The sequence below is a fragment of the Ramlibacter sp. G4-7 genome (assembly GCF_057784995.1).
Genome location: NZ_JBYNTT010000009.1, coordinates 230,375 through 249,446, shown reverse-complemented (window position 1 = coordinate 249,446; position 19,072 = coordinate 230,375). Strand labels below are relative to the sequence as shown.

General features: G+C 68.7%; 17 protein-coding genes and 1 pseudogene. 15 read left to right on the top strand and 3 right to left on the bottom strand.

What is annotated here, in order from left to right; translation table 11 throughout:
- Positions 1–112: 112 nt before the first annotated feature.
- Genes AC3EGR_RS14770 through AC3EGR_RS14750 form a run of 5 tightly spaced genes read left to right on the top strand, consistent with a single transcriptional unit; the run spans position 113 to position 6,897 of the window.
- The gene (locus AC3EGR_RS14770; protein WP_488547249.1) at positions 113–1,123 is read left to right on the top strand and encodes a PilW family protein; all 1,011 of its coding nucleotides are present in this window, start codon (positions 113–115) and stop codon (positions 1,121–1,123) included.
- Positions 1,120–1,734: a PilX N-terminal domain-containing pilus assembly protein gene (locus AC3EGR_RS14765; protein WP_488547248.1), complete on the top strand. Its 615-nt coding sequence runs from the start codon at positions 1,120–1,122 to the stop codon at positions 1,732–1,734. The genes AC3EGR_RS14770 and AC3EGR_RS14765 overlap by 4 nt, the downstream gene beginning before the upstream one ends.
- Before the next feature lie 4 nt (positions 1,735–1,738).
- Positions 1,739–5,875, top strand: a complete 4,137-nt coding sequence (locus tag AC3EGR_RS14760; protein WP_488547247.1) for a pilus assembly protein — start codon at positions 1,739–1,741, stop codon at positions 5,873–5,875.
- Positions 5,876–5,891: 16 nt separating this feature from the next.
- A complete protein-coding gene (locus tag AC3EGR_RS14755; RefSeq protein ID WP_488547246.1) occupies positions 5,892–6,356 on the top strand; it encodes a type IV pilin protein in 465 nt (154 codons plus the stop codon).
- A gap of 4 nt (positions 6,357–6,360) precedes the next feature.
- Complete coding sequence (locus tag AC3EGR_RS14750; RefSeq protein ID WP_488547245.1) at positions 6,361–6,897, top strand: GspH/FimT family pseudopilin; 537 nt, start codon at positions 6,361–6,363, stop codon at positions 6,895–6,897.
- 15 nt (positions 6,898–6,912) lie between these two features.
- On the opposite strand, the gene AC3EGR_RS14745 is transcribed toward AC3EGR_RS14750, so the two are convergent.
- Positions 6,913–7,458, bottom strand: coding sequence for a GspH/FimT family pseudopilin (locus AC3EGR_RS14745; protein WP_488547244.1), 546 nt, complete (start codon positions 7,456–7,458; stop codon positions 6,913–6,915).
- A gap of 97 nt (positions 7,459–7,555) precedes the next feature.
- Between AC3EGR_RS14745 and ribD the strand changes: the two genes are divergently transcribed.
- The 10 genes and pseudogenes from ribD to tolA all read left to right on the top strand — a co-directional run bounded on the left by ribD (position 7,556) and on the right by tolA (position 15,106).
- Positions 7,556–8,716 carry a bifunctional diaminohydroxyphosphoribosylaminopyrimidine deaminase/5-amino-6-(5-phosphoribosylamino)uracil reductase RibD gene (ribD, locus tag AC3EGR_RS14740; protein ID WP_488547243.1) on the top strand — a complete coding sequence of 387 codons (1,161 nt, stop codon included), beginning with the start codon at positions 7,556–7,558 and terminating at the stop codon, positions 8,714–8,716.
- 4 nt (positions 8,717–8,720) lie between these two features.
- A complete protein-coding gene (locus AC3EGR_RS14735) occupies positions 8,721–9,350 on the top strand; it encodes a riboflavin synthase (protein ID WP_488547242.1) in 630 nt (209 codons plus the stop codon).
- Entirely contained in the window at positions 9,347–10,480 is a 1,134-nt protein-coding gene (ribBA, locus tag AC3EGR_RS14730) for a bifunctional 3,4-dihydroxy-2-butanone-4-phosphate synthase/GTP cyclohydrolase II (protein WP_488547241.1), read from the top strand. The genes AC3EGR_RS14735 and ribBA overlap by 4 nt, the downstream gene beginning before the upstream one ends.
- A gap of 15 nt (positions 10,481–10,495) precedes the next feature.
- The gene (ribH, locus tag AC3EGR_RS14725; RefSeq protein WP_488547240.1) at positions 10,496–10,960 is read left to right on the top strand and encodes a 6,7-dimethyl-8-ribityllumazine synthase; all 465 of its coding nucleotides are present in this window, start codon (positions 10,496–10,498) and stop codon (positions 10,958–10,960) included.
- 11 nt (positions 10,961–10,971) lie between these two features.
- A pseudogene (gene nusB / locus AC3EGR_RS14720) lies at positions 10,972–11,433 on the top strand (transcription antitermination factor NusB); the annotation flags it as partial.
- Positions 11,433–12,617 (top strand): pyridoxal phosphate-dependent aminotransferase, encoded by a 1,185-nt coding sequence (locus AC3EGR_RS14715; RefSeq protein ID WP_488547239.1) that lies wholly within the window; start codon positions 11,433–11,435, stop codon positions 12,615–12,617. The pseudogene nusB and the gene AC3EGR_RS14715, both read left to right, overlap by 1 nt.
- Complete coding sequence (gene ybgC / locus AC3EGR_RS14710) at positions 12,614–13,027, top strand: tol-pal system-associated acyl-CoA thioesterase (RefSeq protein ID WP_488547238.1); 414 nt, start codon at positions 12,614–12,616, stop codon at positions 13,025–13,027. The genes AC3EGR_RS14715 and ybgC overlap by 4 nt, the downstream gene beginning before the upstream one ends.
- Complete coding sequence (tolQ, locus tag AC3EGR_RS14705) at positions 13,024–13,722, top strand: protein TolQ (RefSeq protein ID WP_488547237.1); 699 nt, start codon at positions 13,024–13,026, stop codon at positions 13,720–13,722. The genes ybgC and tolQ overlap by 4 nt, the downstream gene beginning before the upstream one ends.
- Before the next feature lies 1 nt (position 13,723).
- Positions 13,724–14,149, top strand: a complete 426-nt coding sequence (locus AC3EGR_RS14700; protein ID WP_488547236.1) for a biopolymer transporter ExbD — start codon at positions 13,724–13,726, stop codon at positions 14,147–14,149.
- A 6-nt stretch (positions 14,150–14,155) separates the two neighbouring features.
- Positions 14,156–15,106: a cell envelope integrity protein TolA gene (gene tolA / locus AC3EGR_RS14695; RefSeq protein WP_488547235.1), complete on the top strand. Its 951-nt coding sequence runs from the start codon at positions 14,156–14,158 to the stop codon at positions 15,104–15,106.
- 28 nt (positions 15,107–15,134) lie between these two features.
- Here the strand turns inward: tolA and AC3EGR_RS14690 are convergent, their stop codons facing one another.
- Positions 15,135–18,452: a pilus assembly protein gene (locus AC3EGR_RS14690; RefSeq protein WP_488547234.1), complete on the bottom strand. Its 3,318-nt coding sequence runs from the start codon at positions 18,450–18,452 to the stop codon at positions 15,135–15,137.
- A 40-nt stretch (positions 18,453–18,492) separates the two neighbouring features.
- Complete coding sequence (locus tag AC3EGR_RS14685) at positions 18,493–19,062, bottom strand: pilus assembly PilX family protein (RefSeq protein WP_488547233.1); 570 nt, start codon at positions 19,060–19,062, stop codon at positions 18,493–18,495.
- Positions 19,063–19,072: the final 10 nt, after the last annotated feature.

The following is a 19,072-nucleotide window of genomic DNA, read 5'->3' as shown; positions in this document are numbered from 1 at the left end:
CTGAACACGGGTTGCCCCCCGCGGCGAGCGTTCGTCGCCAGCGACGCCCGTCGCCGTGGACAACCCTGCGCAGCGGCACGCCTACGCAGACGAATGTCAGGAGGGTAGTCCAGTGAGCGCCGTGCGAACCTTGCGCCGTCGCAGCGAGTCCGGCCTGACCATGGTGGAGCTGCTGGTGGCCATGACCATCAGCCTGGTGGTGGCCATCGCCGCCGTCAGCACCCTGATCATGGGCCGCACCGGCTTCACGACGGTGGACAGCACCAGCCAGCTGGTGGACCGCGAGCGCTTCGCGATGGACCTGATGTCGCGCGTGACCATGCAGGCGGGCTACGAGGATTTCAGCGCCACCCCCCTCGCCACCCGCGCGATCACCAGGCTCACGGGCGGAGACCCGGAGCCGGACGTGTTCGGCTGGAACAACGCTGCCTACGCGCAGATGGACGACCTCAACATCACGACGTCCAGCAAGATCGTTGACGGCAACCGCGACGCGAAGTGCGGCACCGTGGCGGACACGTCCTGCGTCAACGGCAGCGACATCCTGCTGGTGCGCTTCCAGGGCGCCGGCTTCCCCGCCGGGGACGGCACCATGATCGACTGCCGCGGCCAGCCGGAACCGGGCCTCACCGGCGGCGACCTGAACCGCCGCGCCGTCAACATCTTCTACGTCGCGCGTGACACCAACGGCGAGCCGTCGCTGTACTGCGCCTACTACGACATGTCCGGCAACGCCTGGGCGGCAGGGACCTCGCTGGTGGAAGGCGTCGAGACGCTGCAGGTCCTGTACGGCACGGACAACGTGACGGCCGGAACGGCGCCGGGTGCCGCCGGTGACACCGTGGTGGACCGCTGGCTGCGCGCCGACCAGCTCAAGGTGCCCGGCAACACCGCCGCCACCCGCGAGAACTGGCGCCGCGTGCGGGCCATCCGCATCGGCATGGTATTGCGCGGCCCGGCCGGTTCGGCACAGGATCCGGTGGCGGCCACGCTGAATCCCCTGGGCGCGCCGTACGCGTCGGCGTCCGATGCCGGCACGCAGCTGGCGGTCCCCGCGGACGGCCGCCTGCGGCGGGCCGTGAACTTCACCGTCCACATCCGCAACGACCTGAGCACGGAATGAACGCCCGCACCTCCCCGCAGCGCCGGCGGTCGCCGCCACGCCGCCCCGTGCGTGGCTTCAGCATGATCGTCGTGCTGATCATCCTGGGCATCCTCAGCCTGCTGGGCGTCGCCGCGACGCACATGACGCTGCTGACGGAGCGCTCCAGCCGCTACGACCGCGACTGGCAGATCGCCTACCAGGCCGCCGAAGCCGCCCTGCTCGATGCGGAGTTCGACATCCGCGGCCCGAACACCTCGGGCAACAAGCGGGTCAGCCAGTTCACCAACACCAGCCTGCTCGGCTTCGCTGCCGGCTGCGGCACCGCCGGTTCGGACCGCGGCCTGTGCCTGCCTTCGGCAGCGGGCAAGGAGGTCTGGTACCAGGTGGACTTCCTCGACACCTCCGCGAACGCACCGACCGTCGAATTCGGCACCTTCACCGGCCGCGTCCTCGACTACGGCGCCAGCGGCGTCCGGCCGTCGCGCCTGCCCCGCTACATCATCGAGGTGATCCCCGACAACCAGCCCGGCTTCAGCACCAACCGCTACATGTACCGGGTCACCGCGATGGGCTTCGGCCCGCGCGAGGACACGCAGGCGGTCCTGCAAATGTTCTACCGGAAAGAGTGAGCCGATGATCACCGCACGCCTTTCCAGCCTGTCGCGCCGGCACAAGCGGCTGCTGCAGGTCCTGCTGCTCGGCGGACTGCTCGCCGCGGGTGCATCCTTCGTGACCGGCCAGTCGACCGCACCGCTGGTCGACCTCGCCACCGAGCCGCTGTACATGAACGGGGCCAAGGCCAAGGGCAACCTGACGCTGGCGCTCTCGGTGGAATTCCCGACGGTGGGCCAGGCCTATCGCGAGGACGCCTACGACGACGACAAGACCTACGTCGGCTACTTCGACCCCCAGGTCTGCTATGTGTACGACAACACCACGACCTCGGGAGTGCCGTACTTCAAGCCGCGCGCGACCACCCCCACCGTCACCACCGGGGACTGCGATGGCACGGGCTTCCTCGGCAACTTCCTGAACTTCGCCACGGCATCGGCGATCGACATCCTGCGCTACGGCCTGACCGGCGGCAACCGCGTGATCGACGAGGGCGGCGGCTCCGGACGCACGGTGCTCGAACGCGCCTACCTGCCGAGCGAGTTCTACAACGCCAACGCCTACTTCGGGCAGAAGACGGCGACCAAGTCGCAGGCCCAGAAGGTGGTGCCGGCCGCGCTGGCCAACGCCCTTTCCAACTCGGGCTCCGGTTCCAATTCGGCGCTGTTCATCTACAACTGCAAGGACCGCGTCTTCTTCGGCAAGGCCGCGGACAGTTCGGGCAGCACGGACTGCGACAAGCCGTACAACGTCAATGCGGACAACGGCAACGCGAGCAACCTGCTCAAGGCCAACCTGGGCATCGACGGCACCAGCGCCAACGGGACCAGGAACTACCTGGAAGTGCGGGCGCTGGTCTGCGACGGCGCCACGTACGCGAACCGCCTGATGGTCAACGACCCGGCCACCAGGCAGTGGAAAGGCCTGTGCTTCCGCTACGGCACGCGGTCCAACGGCACCCGCGTCTACAAGCCCGTCGGCCAGTTCCAGATGAACGCGAGGAACCTGCGGGTGTCCGTGTTCGGCTACCTCAACGACGACCAGAACAGCCGCTACGGCGGCGTGATGCGATCGCCCATGAAGTACCTGGGGCCCGAGGCCTACGACGCCAACTTCAACCTCGTCTCCGGCACGAATCCCCGCGCCGAGTGGGACGCAGCGACCGGCGTGTTCCTCGACAACCCGCAGAACGGCGACGCCACCTACGGCTCGCAGGGCTATGCGAGGAGCGGCGCCATCAACTACATCAACAAGTTCGGCACGCTGGGCAGCAAGGGCAACTACAAGACCTACGATCCGCTCACGGAGCTGTACTACGAGGCCTTGCGCTACCTGCAGGGCAAGCAGCCGACCGCCGACGCGGTGACTCCCGCCAGCAAGATCACCGGCTCGGCCTCCAGTGACGACAGGGGCTTGACCGACAACTACCCCGTTTACAAGACGTGGACTGACCCCTTCTCGGGCTTCCAGGACACCAGCGGGGACGCGCCCAGCTGCTTGCGCAACAGCATCCTGACCATCGCCGACGTGTTCACGCATCGCGACTGGTCGCTGCCTGGCAACACCAACACCCAGAGCGGCGACTTCGCGCGCGGCGCCGAGACGAGCCCCGCGCTGAACGCGTTCGCCTGGACCAAGGTGGTGGGCGGTTTCGAGAGCAACACCTCGGTCGGCTACGTCGACAGCAAGGGCCGGACCCAGAACACGCTCGGCGCCAACGCCGGCATTTCGGGCAACACCGTCTACAGCACCCTGTCCGACCTGGACGCCAGGGGCACGGGGTCCGGCAGCAGCGCCAGCTACGCGATGGCGGGCCTGGCCTACTTCGCGAACACGCAGGCTTTCAACCCGACGTATCCCAAGGCCCGCGTGCGCACGTTCACCATGGACGTCAACCAAAGCGACGCCAGCAACGACGACACCTTCCGCCGCACCCGCCAGCTGTACCTGGCAGCCAAGTACGGGGGCTTCGACGACCGCCAGGCCGACCAGACCGGCAACCCCTACCAGCCGGGCAGCAACATCCTCTGGCAAGGCTCCGACGGCGACGCGCAGAACTACTTCCTGGTGAGCGACGCCGCGAAGTTTCTCGACTCGCTCGCCGACGTCTTCGCCCGCGTGGTGGAGGAAACCGGCTCGATCGCCGGCGGCGCCATCTCGACGACCCGCCTGGCCTCCTCCGCTACCGCGTCGGTGTACCAGGCGCGCTTCAATCCCGTGGCGGACTACTGGAGCGGCCGCCTGCTCAAGTTCCCGATCCAGCTGCCTGCCGACGCCGACAACCTCGTCATCGGCAGCACGCCCCTGTGGGAAGCGGGCGCCGCGCTGACCGCCCGGGCCAGGCTGGACAACGGCGCCAATCGCACCATCGTCATCGGCCCGCCCAAGGGTGAGCAGGGCACGACCAGCGCTGCGCCCTTCACCTGGGCCACCTTGCCGGCCACGCACAAAACGGCATTCAACACGGTGGACGGCGCGGCCGACACGCTCGGCTCCAAGCGCGTGGCCTGGCTGCGCGGCGACCAGCGCGACGAGGCATCGGCAGCCAATCCGACCGGCTTGTTCCGCACCCGCGACATAGTGCTGGGCGACATCGTCAACTCCGGCATCGTGTACGTCGGCAAGCCCAGCCTCACCACGCCGGGGGCGGATTTCCGCACCTTCTTCGACGCGAACAGGAACCGTGCCTCGGTGCTGTACGTGAACGCCAACGACGGCATGCTGCACGCCTTCAACGACAGCGATGGCCGCGAGATGTTCGCGTACCTCCCCGGCTTCGTGGCGCCGCGCCTGACCCAGCTGATGGAGGACGACTACGTCCACGCGGCCATGAACGACGCGACCCCGGCCATCGCGGACGCGAAGATCGGCGCGAACTGGAAGACCGTGCTGGTCTCCGGCGTGGGCGGCGGCGGCCAGGGCGTGTTCGCCCTGGACGTGACGGACCCCGGCGCTTTCGGCACCAGCAAGGTGATGTGGGAGTTCACCGACCGCGACCATGCCGCGATGGGCAACGTGCTGGCCCCGCCGCAGATCCTGAAATTGCGGGTGGAAGCGAGCACGAACGCCAACCCGACGTACAAGTACTTCGCGGTGGTGGCCAGCGGCGTGAACAACTACGCGGCCGACGGCAACGCCTACACCTCGACCGACCCCGCGACCTCGGGCAATCCCTCGCTGTTCTTCCTGGACCTGGGCTTCACGCCTTCGACGACCAGTCCCTGGCGGGAAGGCACGAACTTCTGGCGCATCGAGCTGCCCCAGGGGGATACCAGCATGGCCAAGGGGCTGGTGAGCTTCAGCGCGGTGAAGAACGTGGCGACAGGTGCGGTGGACACCATCTTCGCCGGCGACCTGCAGGGCAACATGTGGAAGCTGGACTTCAGCAAGTTCGGCAGCTCCGACCTCGCGACCAACGCGGCCACCAATTTCGCCAGGTTCAACATCGTGAACGGGGACACGCCCTTCTTCGTCGCACTGAACGCGAGTTCGCAGCGCCAGCCGATCACGGGTGAACCCGTCGTGGTCAACGCCTTCAACGGCCAGAAGATCCTCGGCTTCGGCACCGGCAAGTTCCTCGAGACCAGCGACACCAACGTGCCGCTGGTTCCGGCCGCATCCTTCTACGCCATCCTGGACCCGGGCACCGGCACGGTTTCCGGGCGCTCGGTGCTCGCGGCCGGCACGATGAACGCCAGCACCGGCGCGGTCACCGTCCCCGGCTTCTCCTGGGGGACGGGCACCAACCAGAAGGCCGGCTGGTACTTCGATTTCGATGCGAGCATCGCCGAACGCCAGATCAGCGACATCAGTTCCGTGCCCGGCAGGATCGTGTTCGGCTCCATCTATCCGACCAAGGGCTCCTGTGGCGAGGGCGGCGGCCGGCTGTACGTCCTCGATCCCCTGGCCGGCAACGGCGTCTCGGAGGAGTCGCAGGTCGGCGTGCTGGCTGCCCCGCTGGTGATCAACCTGGGCAGCACCTCGCTGACCGTGAGCAACACCGCGGGCCGGCGCAAGGCGACGGACAGGCTGGGCGTGATCACCCAGGGGGCCAAGGGCATGAAGGCCGCGTCGCTGACCTCCTCCTACACCTATGCGGTCGGGCGCATGAGCTGGCGGCAGATCAACAACTACCAGGCCAACAAGGCGGCTCCTTGACCTAGGAGGACGCAGAGTGAGCACTCCCCGGTCACGACGTCGCATGCGCGGCTTCACGCTGATCGAGCTGATGGTCACCGTGGCGATCGTCGGCATCCTGAGCGCCATCGCCTACCCGGCCTACCTGGACCACGCCCGCAAGGGCAGACGCGCGGAGGCGCGCGCGGCGCTCATGAACCTGCTGCAGCAGCAGGAGCGCTACATGACGCAGCAGAACACGTACCTGACGTTCCCGGCGGGAAGCGCTCCCACCGCGACTTTCAAGGACTACAGCGGCGAGAGCAGGAACACGAGCAGCCACAACCTGGGCGCGCAGCCGTGCCAGAACATCGGCACGGTGAGTCCCACGGTGCGCGACTGCATCGAGGTGTTCGCCCAGCCGGCCAACGGCTTTGCCGACCCGGACGTCACCCTGATGGCGGTCGATACCCAGGGCCGCCGCCGGTGCACGGGCAGCAAGATCGACCGGTGCTGGAGATGATCGCGTGAACGCCAGGCGCCGCGGCGGCTTCACCCTCATCGAGCTGGTGGTCGTCATCGCCCTGCTCTCGCTGGCGCTGCTCTTCGCGGTGCCGGGCTTCCTCCAGTACCGGCGCAACGCGGACCTCGCGGAGGCGGTCAGCAACCTCATCCTCGCGGCCGGCAACGCCAAGTCGGCCGCGCTCAAGAGCGGCCGCAACGCCTTCGTCCAGGCGAACGACACGGCCACGGGCTGGCGGTCCGGCTGGTTCGTCTTCGTGGACACCAACTGGAACAACCAGTACGACCCGGACACGGACCAACTGGTCATGAGCCATGCCGCCTTGAGCGCCGACCTCAGCGCCACGCCCTCCGCGGGCTCGACCCTGGAAGCCGGCTACCTGATGTTCAACGGCGGCGGCTTCCCGCGGAACAAGGGAAGCGGCACGGCCAGCGGCACCGTGACCCTCGGGACGCAAGGCCGCTCCGTCAATGTCGTCGTGGACAACTCCGGCCGGCTGAAATCCTGCACGGTCGGCACGTCCGGCTGTTCCGCCCTGTAGCGGCGCAGGCCTGCGTCAATAGCAGCTGTCCAGCCAGATCTTCTGCACGCGCGGGCGCCCGCCGGCGTTGAGCACCACCTGGCGCGCTTCGGCGCGTGCCAGGGACACCCGGCACACCGTGAACGTCCCCGCCTGGAACGCGCCGGACGCGAGCTGCGTCACCCCCAGCGGGCCGTAGGAAACGTAGCGCGCGATGGGGGCGCTCGCCTGGATGCGCCAGCCCGCAGGCAGCCCCTGCACCTGCTGCAGCACCCTCTCGTTCGGTTCGCGGGTGCCGTTGCGGTTGCCGTCCTCGAACAGGATCCAGCCCTGCTCCCAGTTGCCGGCAGCCGCGCAGGCATTCCCGTCCGCGGATTTGCAGACCGTGACCGGCATGCTGCCCTTCAGCGCATGGTTGCGCGCCCGCATCAGGGGATGCAGCAGGTCCGCCGTGAAAGCCTGCAGGCGCATCCCGTGGAAGGTCTGGGCGAGCGGGCCGGCGGAGACGGCGAACAAGGTGCCCGCCACGGCGAGCACGATCACCGTCTCGAAGAGGCTGAACCCACGCAGGAGGCGACGCATGCAGCCACGATAGGCAAGCCGCGCCGCCGGATCAGTGCGCTGTGGGCGGCCTTGCCGGTGACGGAAGCCGCACCGTCTTTGGCGGACAATCCGCGCCATGCCCGAGACCGAACGCTGGATGCAGGACGCGCTGGAGCTGGCCGCGCGCGCGCTGGGCCGCACGGAACCCAATCCGCGCGTGGGCTGCGTCCTCGTGTCGCCCTCGGGCGAGCGCCTGCTGGGGGCCGGGTACACGCAGCCAGCGGGCGAGGCCCACGCCGAGATCATGGCGCTGCGCGACGCGGCCGCACGCGGCCACGACGTGCAGGGCGCCACCGCCTACGTGACGCTCGAGCCCTGCGCGCACCACGGCCGCACCGGCCCTTGCTGCGAGGCGCTGGCAGCCGCCGGCATCGCGCGGGTGGTCGCATCGCTGCAGGACCCCAACCCGCTCGTGGCCGGACAGGGCTTCGCCCGGCTGCGGGCAGCCGGCGTGGCCGTGGAGGTCGGGCCGGGCGCCGATGCGTCCCGCGAGCTGAACCTGGGGTTCTTCAGCCGCATGAGCCGTGGAACGCCCTGGGTGCGGATGAAGATCGCCGCGTCGCTGGACGGGCAGACGGCGCTGGCGAATGGCGAGAGCCAGTGGATCACGGCCGAGGCGGCACGCGCCGACGGCCACGCGTGGCGCGCCCGGGCGGGCGCCGTGCTGACCGGCATCGGCACCGTGCTGGAAGACGATCCCCGGCTGGACGTTCGCCTCGCGCCCGTGGCCAAGCAGCCGCCCCTGGTGGTGGTGGACAGCCGCCTGCAGACGCCGCCGGACGCGGCCCTCTTCGCGGTGGAGGGCCGGCCGGTGTGGATCTACGCAGCGGAGCAGCACCCTCCAGAGCAACACGCCCTGGAAGCGCGCGGCGCCACCGTCACCCACCTGCCCGGACCGGGCGCCAAGGTGGATCTTGCGGCCCTCATGAAGGACCTGGGCGGCCGCGGCGTCAACGAACTGCACGTCGAGGCCGGCTTCAAGCTCAACGGGTCGCTGCTGCGCGAAGGCCTGGTCGACGAATTCCTCGTCTACCTGGCGCCGCGGCTGCTCGGTGTGGGCCAGGGCATGGTGAACATCGGGCCGCTCGCTTCGCTGTCCGAGTCGGCGGCGCTCGCGTTCCACGCCGTCGAGCGCGTGGGCGCCGACCTGCGCATCCTCGCCCGCGTTCCCGGCCGTGATCGCTTCGAGGCCTCTGCAGGCCCGGCCGGAGCCCACCGGGCGAACCTGCGAAAATAGCCGGATGTTCACCGGCATCATCACCGGCGTCGGGCGCATCGCCGCCATCGACGACCTCGGCTCTTCCCAGCAGCACGGCAAGCGGCTCACCATCGGCGCCCCGGCCGGCTACCTGGACGACGTCGGGCTGGGGGACAGCATCGCCCTGAACGGAGCCTGCATGACGGTGACCTCGCTGGACGCGAACGCCAGCCACTTCACCATCGACGTCTCCGCCGAATCCCTGGACAAGACGGCCGGACTGGACCGGCCCGGCGCGGTCAACCTGGAAAAGGCCCTGCGCCCGCAGGACCGCCTGGGCGGCCACCTCGTCTCCGGCCACGTGGACGGGGTCGGCAGCGTCCTGAAGATGGAACCGGTGGGCGAGAGCTGGGAACTGCGCATCCTGGCGCCGCAAGGCCTGGGCAAGTACCTCGCCTACAAGGGCTCCATCACCGTCAATGGTGTCAGCCTGACCGTGAACGCGGTGGCGGACACGGGCGAAGGCACCGAACTGAGCATCAACCTCATCCCCCATACCGTGCAGAACACGGCGCTGCACGCGCTCCAGCCCGGCACCCGGGTCAACCTGGAGATCGACCTCATCGCCCGTTACGTCGAGCGCATGCTGAGCGCCGGAAAGGTCAACGCATGAACGCCCGCTCCCCGCTGCAACCGGTGGCCATCTCGCCGGTGGAGGAGATCGTCGCCGAGATGAAGGCCGGCCGCATCGTCATCCTGGTCGACGAAGAGGACCGGGAAAACGAGGGCGACCTCGTCCTCGCCGCCGACCACGTCAGCCCCGAGGCGATCAACTTCATGGCCCGCTTCGGCCGCGGCCTGATCTGCCTGACGCTCACGCGCGAACGCTGCGAGCGGCTGCAGCTGCCCCCCATGGTCGCGCGCAACGGCACGAAGATGGGCACCGCCTTCACCGTGTCGATCGAGGCCGCCGAAGGCGTCACCACCGGCATCTCCGCGGCGGACCGCTCCCGCACCGTGCAGGCGGCGGTCGCGCGCAACGCCCGCGCCGAGGACCTCGTGCAGCCGGGCCACATCTTCCCGCTGCAGGCGGTCGATGGCGGCGTGCTGATGCGCGCCGGCCATACCGAGGCGGGCTGCGACCTCGCCGGCATGGCCGGCCTGACGCCGGCGGCCGTCATCTGCGAAGTCATGAAGGACGACGGCACCATGGCGCGCCTGCCGGACCTGCAGCTGTTCGCCGCCGAACACGGCCTGAAGATCGGCACCATCGCCGACCTGATCCACTACCGCAGCCGCAACGAGAGCCTGGTCGAGAAGGTCGGCCAGCGGCCCCTGCTCACCGCCTACGGCGAGTTCATGGTGCATGCCTGGCGCGACAAGCCCAGCCACGGGCTGCACCTGGCCCTCGTCAAGGGCGAGTGGCAGCCGGCGCAGGAAGTGCCGGTACGCGTGCACGAGCCCCTGTCCGTGCTCGATGCGCTGGAGGTCAACCGCGGCATGCACTCCTGGAGCCTGGATGCGAGCCTCAAGCACATCGCCCAGACCGGCTGCGGCGTGGCGGTGCTGCTCAATTGCGGCGAGACCGCCGACCAGCTCTTCGCCCAGTTCGAGGGCACCGCGCGCGCCTCGCACGCGCCCGAGCGCGGACGCATGGACCTGCGCACCTACGGCGTGGGCGTGCAGATCCTGCGCGAATGCGGCGTGCAGAAGATGAACCTCATGGGCACGCCCCGGCGCCTGCCCAGCATGGCCGGCTACGGCCTCGAGATCGCGGGTTACACGCCCCGGTCCAACACATAACAACGAAGGATTTCCATGTTTGGTGCAGACAAGGGCAAGGCCGATCGCCTGGACGGCAGGGACCTCGCCATCGGCATCGTGCAGGCCCGCTTCAACCAGGACGTGACCAATGCGCTCGCGAAGGCGTGCTGGGACGAGCTGCTGGCCCACGGCGTCGCCGAGAAGGACATCGAGCACGTGCAGGTGCCCGGCGCGCTGGAAGTGCCGGTGGCGCTGCAGGCCATGGCGGAAAAAGGCGGCTACGACGCCCTCATCGCGCTGGGCTGCATCATCCGCGGCGAGACCTACCACTTCGAGCTGGTGGCCAACGAGTCGGCGGCGGGCATCACCCGCGTGGCGCTGGACTACCAGCTGCCCATCGCCAACGCCATCCTCACGACCGAGAACATGGACCAGGCGCTGGCGCGCCAGGTGGAGAAGGGCCGCGACGCCGCGCAGGTCGCCATCGAGATGGCCAACCTGCTGGAGGACATCGGGTGACGGCCGCTCCTCGCAAGACCTCCGCCAAGCCGCCGCGCAGCCGCGCGCGCGAGTTCGCCGTGCAGGCGCTGTACCAGCACCTGGTGGGCCGCCAGGACCCGGAGGCGATCGACCAGTTCACCCGCGGCCTGACGGGGTTCCACAAGGCCGACTCGGTGCATTACGACGCCCTGCTGCACGGCTGCATCCGCGAGTCGGCGGAACTGGACGCGCTGATCCTGCCGCTGCTCGATCGCAAGCTGGAGGAGATCTCCCCGATCGAGCACGCCGTGATGTGGATCGGCACCTACGAGTTCCTGCACGCGCCGGACGTGCCCTGGCGCGTGGTGCTCAATGAGTGCATCGAGCTGGCCAAGGAGTTCGGCGGCACCGACGGCCACAAGTACGTCAACGGCGTGCTGAACGGCCTGGCGCCCAAGCTGCGCTCCGTGGAAGTCGAGGCCGACCGGGCAACGGGAAAGGCGAGGCCTTGATGCGGATTTCCCGGCGCGCCGAACGCATCGAGCCGTTCTACGTGATGGAGGTGGGCAAGGCCGCCGCCCAGCTGGCCCGCGAATACGCGGGCAGCGACCGTCCCATGATCTTCCTCAACATCGGCGAGCCGGACTTCACCGCGCCGCCCCTGGTGCAGGAAGCCGCCGAGCGCGCCATCCGCGCCGGCCGCACGCAGTACACGCACGCGCTGGGGCTCGACCGGCTGCGCGAGCGCATCAGCGGCTGGTACCTGCAGCGCTTCGGCGTGAACGTCCCGGCGCGCCGCATCGTGGTGACCGCCGGCGCGTCCGCGGCCCTGCAACTCGCCTGCCTGGCCCTGATCGAGGCCGGCGACGAGATCCTGATGCCGGACCCCAGCTATCCCTGCAACCGCCACTTCGTCAGCGCGGCCGAAGGCGATGCCGTGCTGGTCAAGACGACGGCCGAGGAACGCTACCAGCTCAGCGCCGCCAAGGTGCAGGAGCACTGGGGACCCAGGACCCGCGGCGTGCTGCTCGCCTCGCCCTCGAACCCCACCGGCACCTCGATCCATCCCGAGGAACTGCGGCGCATCCATTCCTTCGTGCAGTCCCGCGGCGGCATCACGCTGCTGGACGAGATCTACCTGGGCCTGTCGTACGAGGACACGTTCGGCCACACCGCGCTGGCCATCGACGACCAGGTGGTGAGCATCAACAGCTTCTCCAAGTACTTCAACATGACCGGCTGGCGCCTGGGCTGGCTGGTCGTGCCCGACGAACTGGTGCCGGCGCTCGAGCGCCTGGCGCAGAACCTGTTCATCTGCCCCAGCACGGTGGCGCAGTACGCTGCGCTGGCCTGCTTCGAGGACGCGAGCATCGCCGAATACGAGCGGCGCCGCGGCGAGTTCAAGGCGCGGCGCGACTGGTTCGTGCCGCAGCTGCAGTCGCTGGGCCTGCACGTGCCGGTGATGCCCGATGGCGCCTTCTACGCCTGGGCGGACTGCGGCGAGGCCGCGCGGCGCCTGGGCGTGCAGGGCAGCTGGGACTTCGCCTTCGACGTCATGAAGAAGGCCCACGTCGCGATCACGCCCGGTCGGGATTTCGGACAAGCCGAGACCGGCCGCTTCATCCGCTTCTCCACGGCGAACTCGATGGCGCAGCTGCAGGAAGCGGCTGCGCGCCTGCAGCGCCTCCTGCAATGACCCCGCACCCGGTCTTCACCTGGCCGGTGCGCGTGTATTGGGAAGACACCGACGCCGGCGGGATCGTCTTCTACGCCAACTACCTGAAGTTCTTCGAACGGGCGCGCACCGAGTGGCTGCGGGCGCTGGGCGTGGCGCAGGGCAAGCTCAAGGAAGAAACCGGCGGCCTGTTCGTCGTGAGCGAGACCGCGGTGCGCTATCTCGCGCCCGCGCGCCTGGACGATGAACTTCTTGTTACGGCCCAGCTCGAAGCGGGTGGACGGGCGTCTCTCATAATCGCGCAGCAGGCACGGAGGGGAGACACCTTGCTCGCCGTCGGGACGATCCGCATCGGGTGGGTCGACGCGGCAACCTTGCGTCCGGGACGGATCCCGGAAGCTGTCCTCGCAGTGCTCAACTCCAAGGCATGAACCAAGACCTATCGATCCTGCAGCTGGTGCTCGGAGCCAGCCTGGTCGTCCAGCTCGTGATGCTGCTCCTGCTGCTGGTGTCCCTGACCAGCTGGGCGGCCATCTTCGGCAAGCTGTTCTCCCTGCGGCGCGTGAAGTCCCTCAACGACGACTTCGAGCGCGACTTCTGGTCCGGCACCAGCCTCAACGAGCTGTTCTCCTCGGCCGCCCAGAACGCGAAACTGGGCGGGCCGCTGGAGCGCATCTTCGCTTCCGGCATGCGCGAGTACCAGAAGCTGCGCGAGCGCCGCATCGGCGACGCCGGCGCGCTGCTCGATGGCGCGCGCCGCGCCATGCGCGCGAGCTTCCAGCGCGAGATGGACGCCGTGGAAACGCACCTGTCCTTCCTCGCATCGGTCGGCTCGGTGTCGCCCTACGTCGGCCTGTTCGGCACCGTGTGGGGCATCATGCATGCCTTCACCGGGCTGGGCGCGCTGCAGCAGGTGACGCTCGCCACCGTCGCGCCCGGCATCGCCGAGGCGCTGGTCGCCACCGCGCTCGGCCTGTTCGCCGCCATCCCCGCGGTGGTCGCGTACAACCGCTTCGCGCGCGACATCGACCGCGTCGCCATCCGCATGGAGACCTTCATCGAGGAGTTCTCCAACATCCTGCAGCGCAACCTCGGCGCCGTGAGCACGACGCCTTCGGGCTTCTGAGATGCCGCACGTCGCGCAGCGCGGACGCGGCCGCCGCACGATGAACGAGATCAACATGGTCCCGTTCATCGACGTGATGCTGGTGCTCCTGATCATCTTCATGGTGACCGCGCCGCTGATCACGCCCAGCCTGATCGACCTGCCCACCGTGGGCAAGGCCTCGCGCCAGCCGGACAGGGTGGTGCAGGTGATCGTCGGCAAGGACGAGCGGCTGGAGCTGAAGAACGGCGACAAGACCCAGGGCATGACGCTGCAGCAGATCGCGCCGGCCGTGCTGCAGGCGCAGTCCGGCTCGCCGCCCGGCAGCGTCGCGGTCGTGATCAGCGCCGACCGCAACGTGAAGTACGAAGCCGTGGTCAACGTCATGGACACTTTGCAGAAGGCGGGCGTCCAGCGCGTCGGCCTCTCGGTGCAGACCGCGCGTTAAGACGCCATGCACGCCGCCGACGACCGTCCCGAGTTCGCGCCGCCCGCGCAGCCGGGCCTGTTGCGCTCGTTCGGGCTGGCGATCCTGGCCCACGTGCTGCTGGTCATCGGCCTGACGCACGGGCTGCGGTGGCAGCGCGAGACGCAGGATGCCGCGGTGGAAGCCGAGCTCTGGTCCGCTCTCCCGCAGCAGGCGGCCCCCAGGGCCGAACCGACGCCGGCCCCGGTCCCAGTCCCGGCCCCACCCCCTCCCCCGCCGCCGCAACCCACGGTGAAGGCGCCGCCGCAACCCGAGCCGCCGGTGAAAAGCCAGGCCGACATCGCCCTGGAACGCGACAAGCAGAAGCGCCTGGAACAGGCAAAGCGCGAGCGGGAGGAGGAGCGGCGAGAGGCGGAGCTCGAAAAGAAGCGCGCGAAGGCCGAAGCGCAGAAGAAGCACGAGCAGGAGCTGGCGAAAAAGAAGGAACGCGAGGAGGAGCTCGCCAGGAAGAAGGAACTGCAGCAGAAGCAGGTCGCCGAGGCGAAGCGCAAGGAAGAAGAAAAGCAGCGCAAGCAGCAGGAGCAGGAGGCTCGCGAGTCGAAACGGGTGGCGCAGCAGCGCGAGGAGAACCTCAAGCGCATGCAGGGCATGGCCGGTGGCACCGGCGCACCCGGCTCGCAGGGCGCCGCAGCCCATTCGAGCGGCCCTTCGGCCAGCTGGGGTGGCAAGGTGCAGGCCAGGGTGCGGCCCAACATCGTGTTCGCCGACAACGTCCCGGGCAATCCGCAGGCCGTCGTCGAGATCCGCCTCGGTCCGGGCGGGCTGATCGTGGGCAAGCCGCGGCTGGTGCGCTCCAGCGGCTACCCGGCCTGGGACGAGGCGGTGATCCGCGCCCTCGAACGCACCGAGAGCCTGCCGCCCGACACGGACGGCCGCTATCCCTCGCCGGTGGAAATCAGCTTCAAGCCCAAGGCCTGATCCGGTCTCAGCACGTCCCGGCCTCGACCTAGTTCAGCGGCCGCATGTAGATCCGGCGGAAGGCCGGGGCGCTGCCCGCCGTCTCGTTGATCGACACGGACTCCGTCTCCTTGTCGGACATCCGCAGCAGGGCGCGGGGGCCGGTGCTGGTGATGACGATCACCGGCCGGCTCGACAGGGCGTTGCCGACCAGGAAGATCGCGTCGTAGTAGACCGAACCACCGTAGGTCTTGACGATGGCGCCACCGGTTGCGCCGGAAAGCTGGAACATGTAGCTGGAACCACCCGGATCGCATTGCGCGTTCGTCGGGACGTTGACGATCATCACCAGCGTCCCGCCCGCCGTCAGGGCGGCTTGCGTGTTCACCCGCCCGCCGGCGATCGGGATATCGACGTAGAAGCCTCGCTTGACGCTCAGGTCCACCGGGTGGTGGGTGACGGTCGGGCCGGTGGCCAGCTGGCAGACCAGGTCGCCGTTGCCGCCCGCGCTGCTGCCGACCGTGGGGCAGGTCGTCCCGTTCGAGCCGCGGATGTTCGGCAAGGTCGGAGACGCGACGGACGTGTCGTCCACCAGCCCGTAGATGGTCTGGCGCTGGCTGGACCAGGTGTTCGCGGAGGCCGTGCCCGGGACATCGTCCACCGAAAAGTACTGGCCGGTGCCGAAGTAGACCAGGTACTTCGTGGCGCTGCCGGCCACGGGCGAGACCACCGGGGCGCTGGAGATCGGCTGTGCCTTGGCGGGGCTGCCCCCGTCGGCGACGGCACCGATCTGCACCAGGTCGCTGTTGTTGCTCGCGTTCAGGTCGACCCGCCAGACGTTGCCTTTCAGGTCGCCGCCGTAGACATAGCGGACGACCGCGTCGCCGGTGAGGTTCTGCGGCTTGGACAGGTAGGCCAGGCCCAGCGTATTCGAGGCGCTGCTGAAGCTGCCGGGAGTCCGGAAGGTCTTGTCGACGGTGCCGTTGGCGGGGTCGAGGACCCAGACACGGCCACGTCCGTCCCCGCCCAGGCCGTCGGTCTGGTAGCCCGAGGCCACGATCACGCGCCAGCCGTTGGCGGTATTGACGATCAGCGGGGGGCCGAAGGAGTAGCCCATGTTGCTGTCGGTGAACTCCCAGAGCACCTTGCTCGCAGCGGCCGTTTCATCGGCGGCCGTACCGGAGCTGATGTCCAGGGCGTAGTAGCCCGCCCCGCCCTTGCCGAGGCCGCCCACCAGGATCTTGCTGACGCTCCGGCTGCCGCTTGCCGTGACGCCCGTGACATCCGCGACCACCGGGGTGCCGTCGACCAGGTACTTGTGCTGGAAGCCGCTCACCGCCGCTCGGCCCGCGAGCTGGGAGTGGATCAGTTTCGGGACGTAGGCCCAGAGCTCCGTGCCGCCGGCGGCAACCCCGATGCGGCCGTCGAAGACGTGCAGCATGCCGTCGTTGGCCGCCTGGAACACGACGGGGTTGCCGCCCGCATAGTTCACCACCACCGGTTCGGCATTGATGATGTCGCCCAGGATGTAGTTGCGCTGGCGCAGCGTGGTGCCCTCGCCCACCCGCGATCCTCGCGTGTAGTTGATGACGGCATCGGTGAGCGAAGACGCGCCGCCACGGAACGACGAGGCATTCCCGGTCGTGAACGCGATCCCGGCGGACCCGGTGTAGGTGACGATCTTGCGGTTCGCATCGCCCCCGGAAGCCGCAAGCTGCGCATTGAGCTTGTCACGCGCCTTCCACTGCGCGGCGCCGCTCTGCAGGCCGGTCGTGATGTCCAGCGCATAGGCTTCCAGGTCGCCGGCCCAGTCGCCGGACACGTAGCTGGAGGCATAGCCCACCGTCCCGGAGGTGATCTGCGCGTTCGTCACCGCCACCGCGGCGGCGGCGGCGTCGAGCGAGATCGCATCCTGGATCACCGAGTCGAACGCCTTTTCCAGGGCCGGGCCGTCGGTGGCGGCGATGAAGCGGCCGCCGCCTTGCCGCGCCGTGTTGGCCAGCAGCGGGTCGTTGCGCACGAAGTCGTCGGCGAAGCCGATCATGTAGGTCGTGATGTTGTTCTTCGCCGCCGCACGGTTCCCCGTCACGGCAGGCTTCGTCAGGTCCGGGCGCAGGTCCGTCTCGTACAGCATGAGAGCGATGTCGTCCATGTAGTCGGACCCATTCTGTTCGTAGCTGTACTGATAGCCGTTCGGCCCGGCGACCCCGATCTCCTTGCGGTCCCAGCCCGCCAGGTTGCCGGCGGCGCCGTTGTTCACGTCCGGGTTGCCGTCGCAGCGCGATGCATTGGTGCCCGAACAGTCGCCGTCGTAGTCGCGCAGGTAGACGTTGTTCGCGAAGACCTTGTCCCCTTGCGGGCGTCCGTCAGTGACCATGAAGATCGACGAGCGCTGGCACCACGCCTGGATCGGCTGCGCCGCTGCTTGCGACGACGTCGGCGGATTGCTCGTGGTGCAGGTCATGGCGCTGCCGGTGGGCCCGACCGGACAGGCGTCCCGGCTGTCGAGCTTCAACACCGTGTTGATTTTCACCGACACGGCGCTGGCGCTGCTGTCCGACCGCGGGTTGATCGAGATATTCTGGTCCGGGCTCATCGCGATGTAACGCGCGAGGTCGGCGAGCGTGGATGCCAGCGGCGTCGCGGATTGCGGTGTGAGCCCGTCGATCGTGGTCTGGAGCGAGGTCTTGAGCGTGCTGTTGAAGTCCTGGATCAGTGTGCGGACCCAGCCGCCGTCCGAGGTGCTGCGGTAGGTGCCCAAACCCACGCGCACGGCGACCTTGCCGCTCGCCGAAGGCAGCGGCAGGTTGTTCACGGCGGTCTTGGTCGAGGCCTTCGCCACTTCCATGCGAGTCTGAGTCCCAGGCCGGCGGTCCACCCACCCACTCGAGGCCACGCCGTTGAAGTTGCCGAAATACCAGTTCAGGTAGTTGCCCGTGTACTGGGCGGACAGGTAGCTGCCGGGCGACTTGGTGCCGGAGCCGGTGTCGGCGAGCAGCTTGGCGTCGTAGACGTCCGTCGTCCCGAAACACCGGGCGGAGCTCGCGGTGGAGAACGTCGTGTGCTTGACGCTGGTGCCGCTGATGAACGGCACGCCTGACACCAGGTACAACTGGACTTCGCTGGCGTTGGAAAGCTTCTTCGTGGCCGGACAGACGGTGTACTCAATGGCCGGATCGTAGGGTGCCCCCAGCACGATGTTGCTCATCGACCCCGAGTTGTCGATCATGAACATGAAGTTCGGCGGCACGTTGTTCTGCACCGCCGGCGGGACGTCGTCGATCGTCTGCGCGACGGCCCAGCCGCCGGCAAGCGTCGCCACGGCCAGGATCGCCAGGCGCAATCCGCCGCGAAATGGTTGTTTCATGTTTTTCTGCATCATCACTGCCTCCTGTGGAGCGCGAAGGTCATGTGGTGGCGGGGCCGCTGATCATGGCTTCGAACCAGTTCTCGGTGCCGCGCGGACCGCGCACCCGCACCATCACCCGGTAGCGCAGCGCGATGGTCTGGGGCGAGCCGGCGGATGCCTGGGGCTCGTACTCGCACTTGGTGCGGATGTCGACGACTTGCTCCAGGGGCGTGCCGGTGAAGGTCGGATTCGCCTGGCAGCGGCGCTCCACCACGTACTGCACGCGGAACTTGCCGACCTCGCTGTCGCAGTTGTTCACCAGCGCACCCTTTTCGTCGACGCAGCGCACGCTGCTCCAGGTGATGGCGGCCGGCATCCCCATGCTGTCGACCGCGGTGGCGATGGTGGTCAGGTAGCGGTTCGCTTCGGCGGTATTGCCGCCGGAGCCGCCGACGCGGGTCGCCACGTCGCTCATGGCGTCCGTCAATGCCCGGTCCGAGGCCTGCATGGCGATCTGCCGGAAGGAGAAGTTGCCGGACATCGCATTGCTCGTCGTCACGTTCTGCATCACGGCCATGCCGGCCAGCAGGGCGACCACCAGGGCCACCAGCACCGCGACCAACACCATGCCTCGTTGA

Coding starts and splice junctions, on each gene's coding strand:
- AC3EGR_RS14765 (WP_488547248.1), top strand. CDS start 1,120: ATGAACGCCCGCACCTCCCCGCAGCGCCGGCGGTCGCCGCCACGCCGC.
- AC3EGR_RS14760 (WP_488547247.1), top strand. CDS start 1,739: ATGATCACCGCACGCCTTTCCAGCCTGTCGCGCCGGCACAAGCGGCTG.
- AC3EGR_RS14745 (WP_488547244.1), bottom strand. CDS start 7,458: ATGCGTCGCCTCCTGCGTGGGTTCAGCCTCTTCGAGACGGTGATCGTG.
- ribD (WP_488547243.1), top strand. CDS start 7,556: ATGCCCGAGACCGAACGCTGGATGCAGGACGCGCTGGAGCTGGCCGCG.
- AC3EGR_RS14735 (WP_488547242.1), top strand. CDS start 8,721: ATGTTCACCGGCATCATCACCGGCGTCGGGCGCATCGCCGCCATCGAC.
- ribBA (WP_488547241.1), top strand. CDS start 9,347: ATGAACGCCCGCTCCCCGCTGCAACCGGTGGCCATCTCGCCGGTGGAG.
- ribH (WP_488547240.1), top strand. CDS start 10,496: ATGTTTGGTGCAGACAAGGGCAAGGCCGATCGCCTGGACGGCAGGGAC.
- AC3EGR_RS14715 (WP_488547239.1), top strand. CDS start 11,433: ATGCGGATTTCCCGGCGCGCCGAACGCATCGAGCCGTTCTACGTGATG.
- ybgC (WP_488547238.1), top strand. CDS start 12,614: ATGACCCCGCACCCGGTCTTCACCTGGCCGGTGCGCGTGTATTGGGAA.
- tolQ (WP_488547237.1), top strand. CDS start 13,024: ATGAACCAAGACCTATCGATCCTGCAGCTGGTGCTCGGAGCCAGCCTG.
- AC3EGR_RS14700 (WP_488547236.1), top strand. CDS start 13,724: ATGCCGCACGTCGCGCAGCGCGGACGCGGCCGCCGCACGATGAACGAG.
- tolA (WP_488547235.1), top strand. CDS start 14,156: ATGCACGCCGCCGACGACCGTCCCGAGTTCGCGCCGCCCGCGCAGCCG.
- AC3EGR_RS14690 (WP_488547234.1), bottom strand. CDS start 18,452: ATGAAACAACCATTTCGCGGCGGATTGCGCCTGGCGATCCTGGCCGTG.
- AC3EGR_RS14685 (WP_488547233.1), bottom strand. CDS start 19,062: ATGGTGTTGGTCGCGGTGCTGGTGGCCCTGGTGGTCGCCCTGCTGGCC.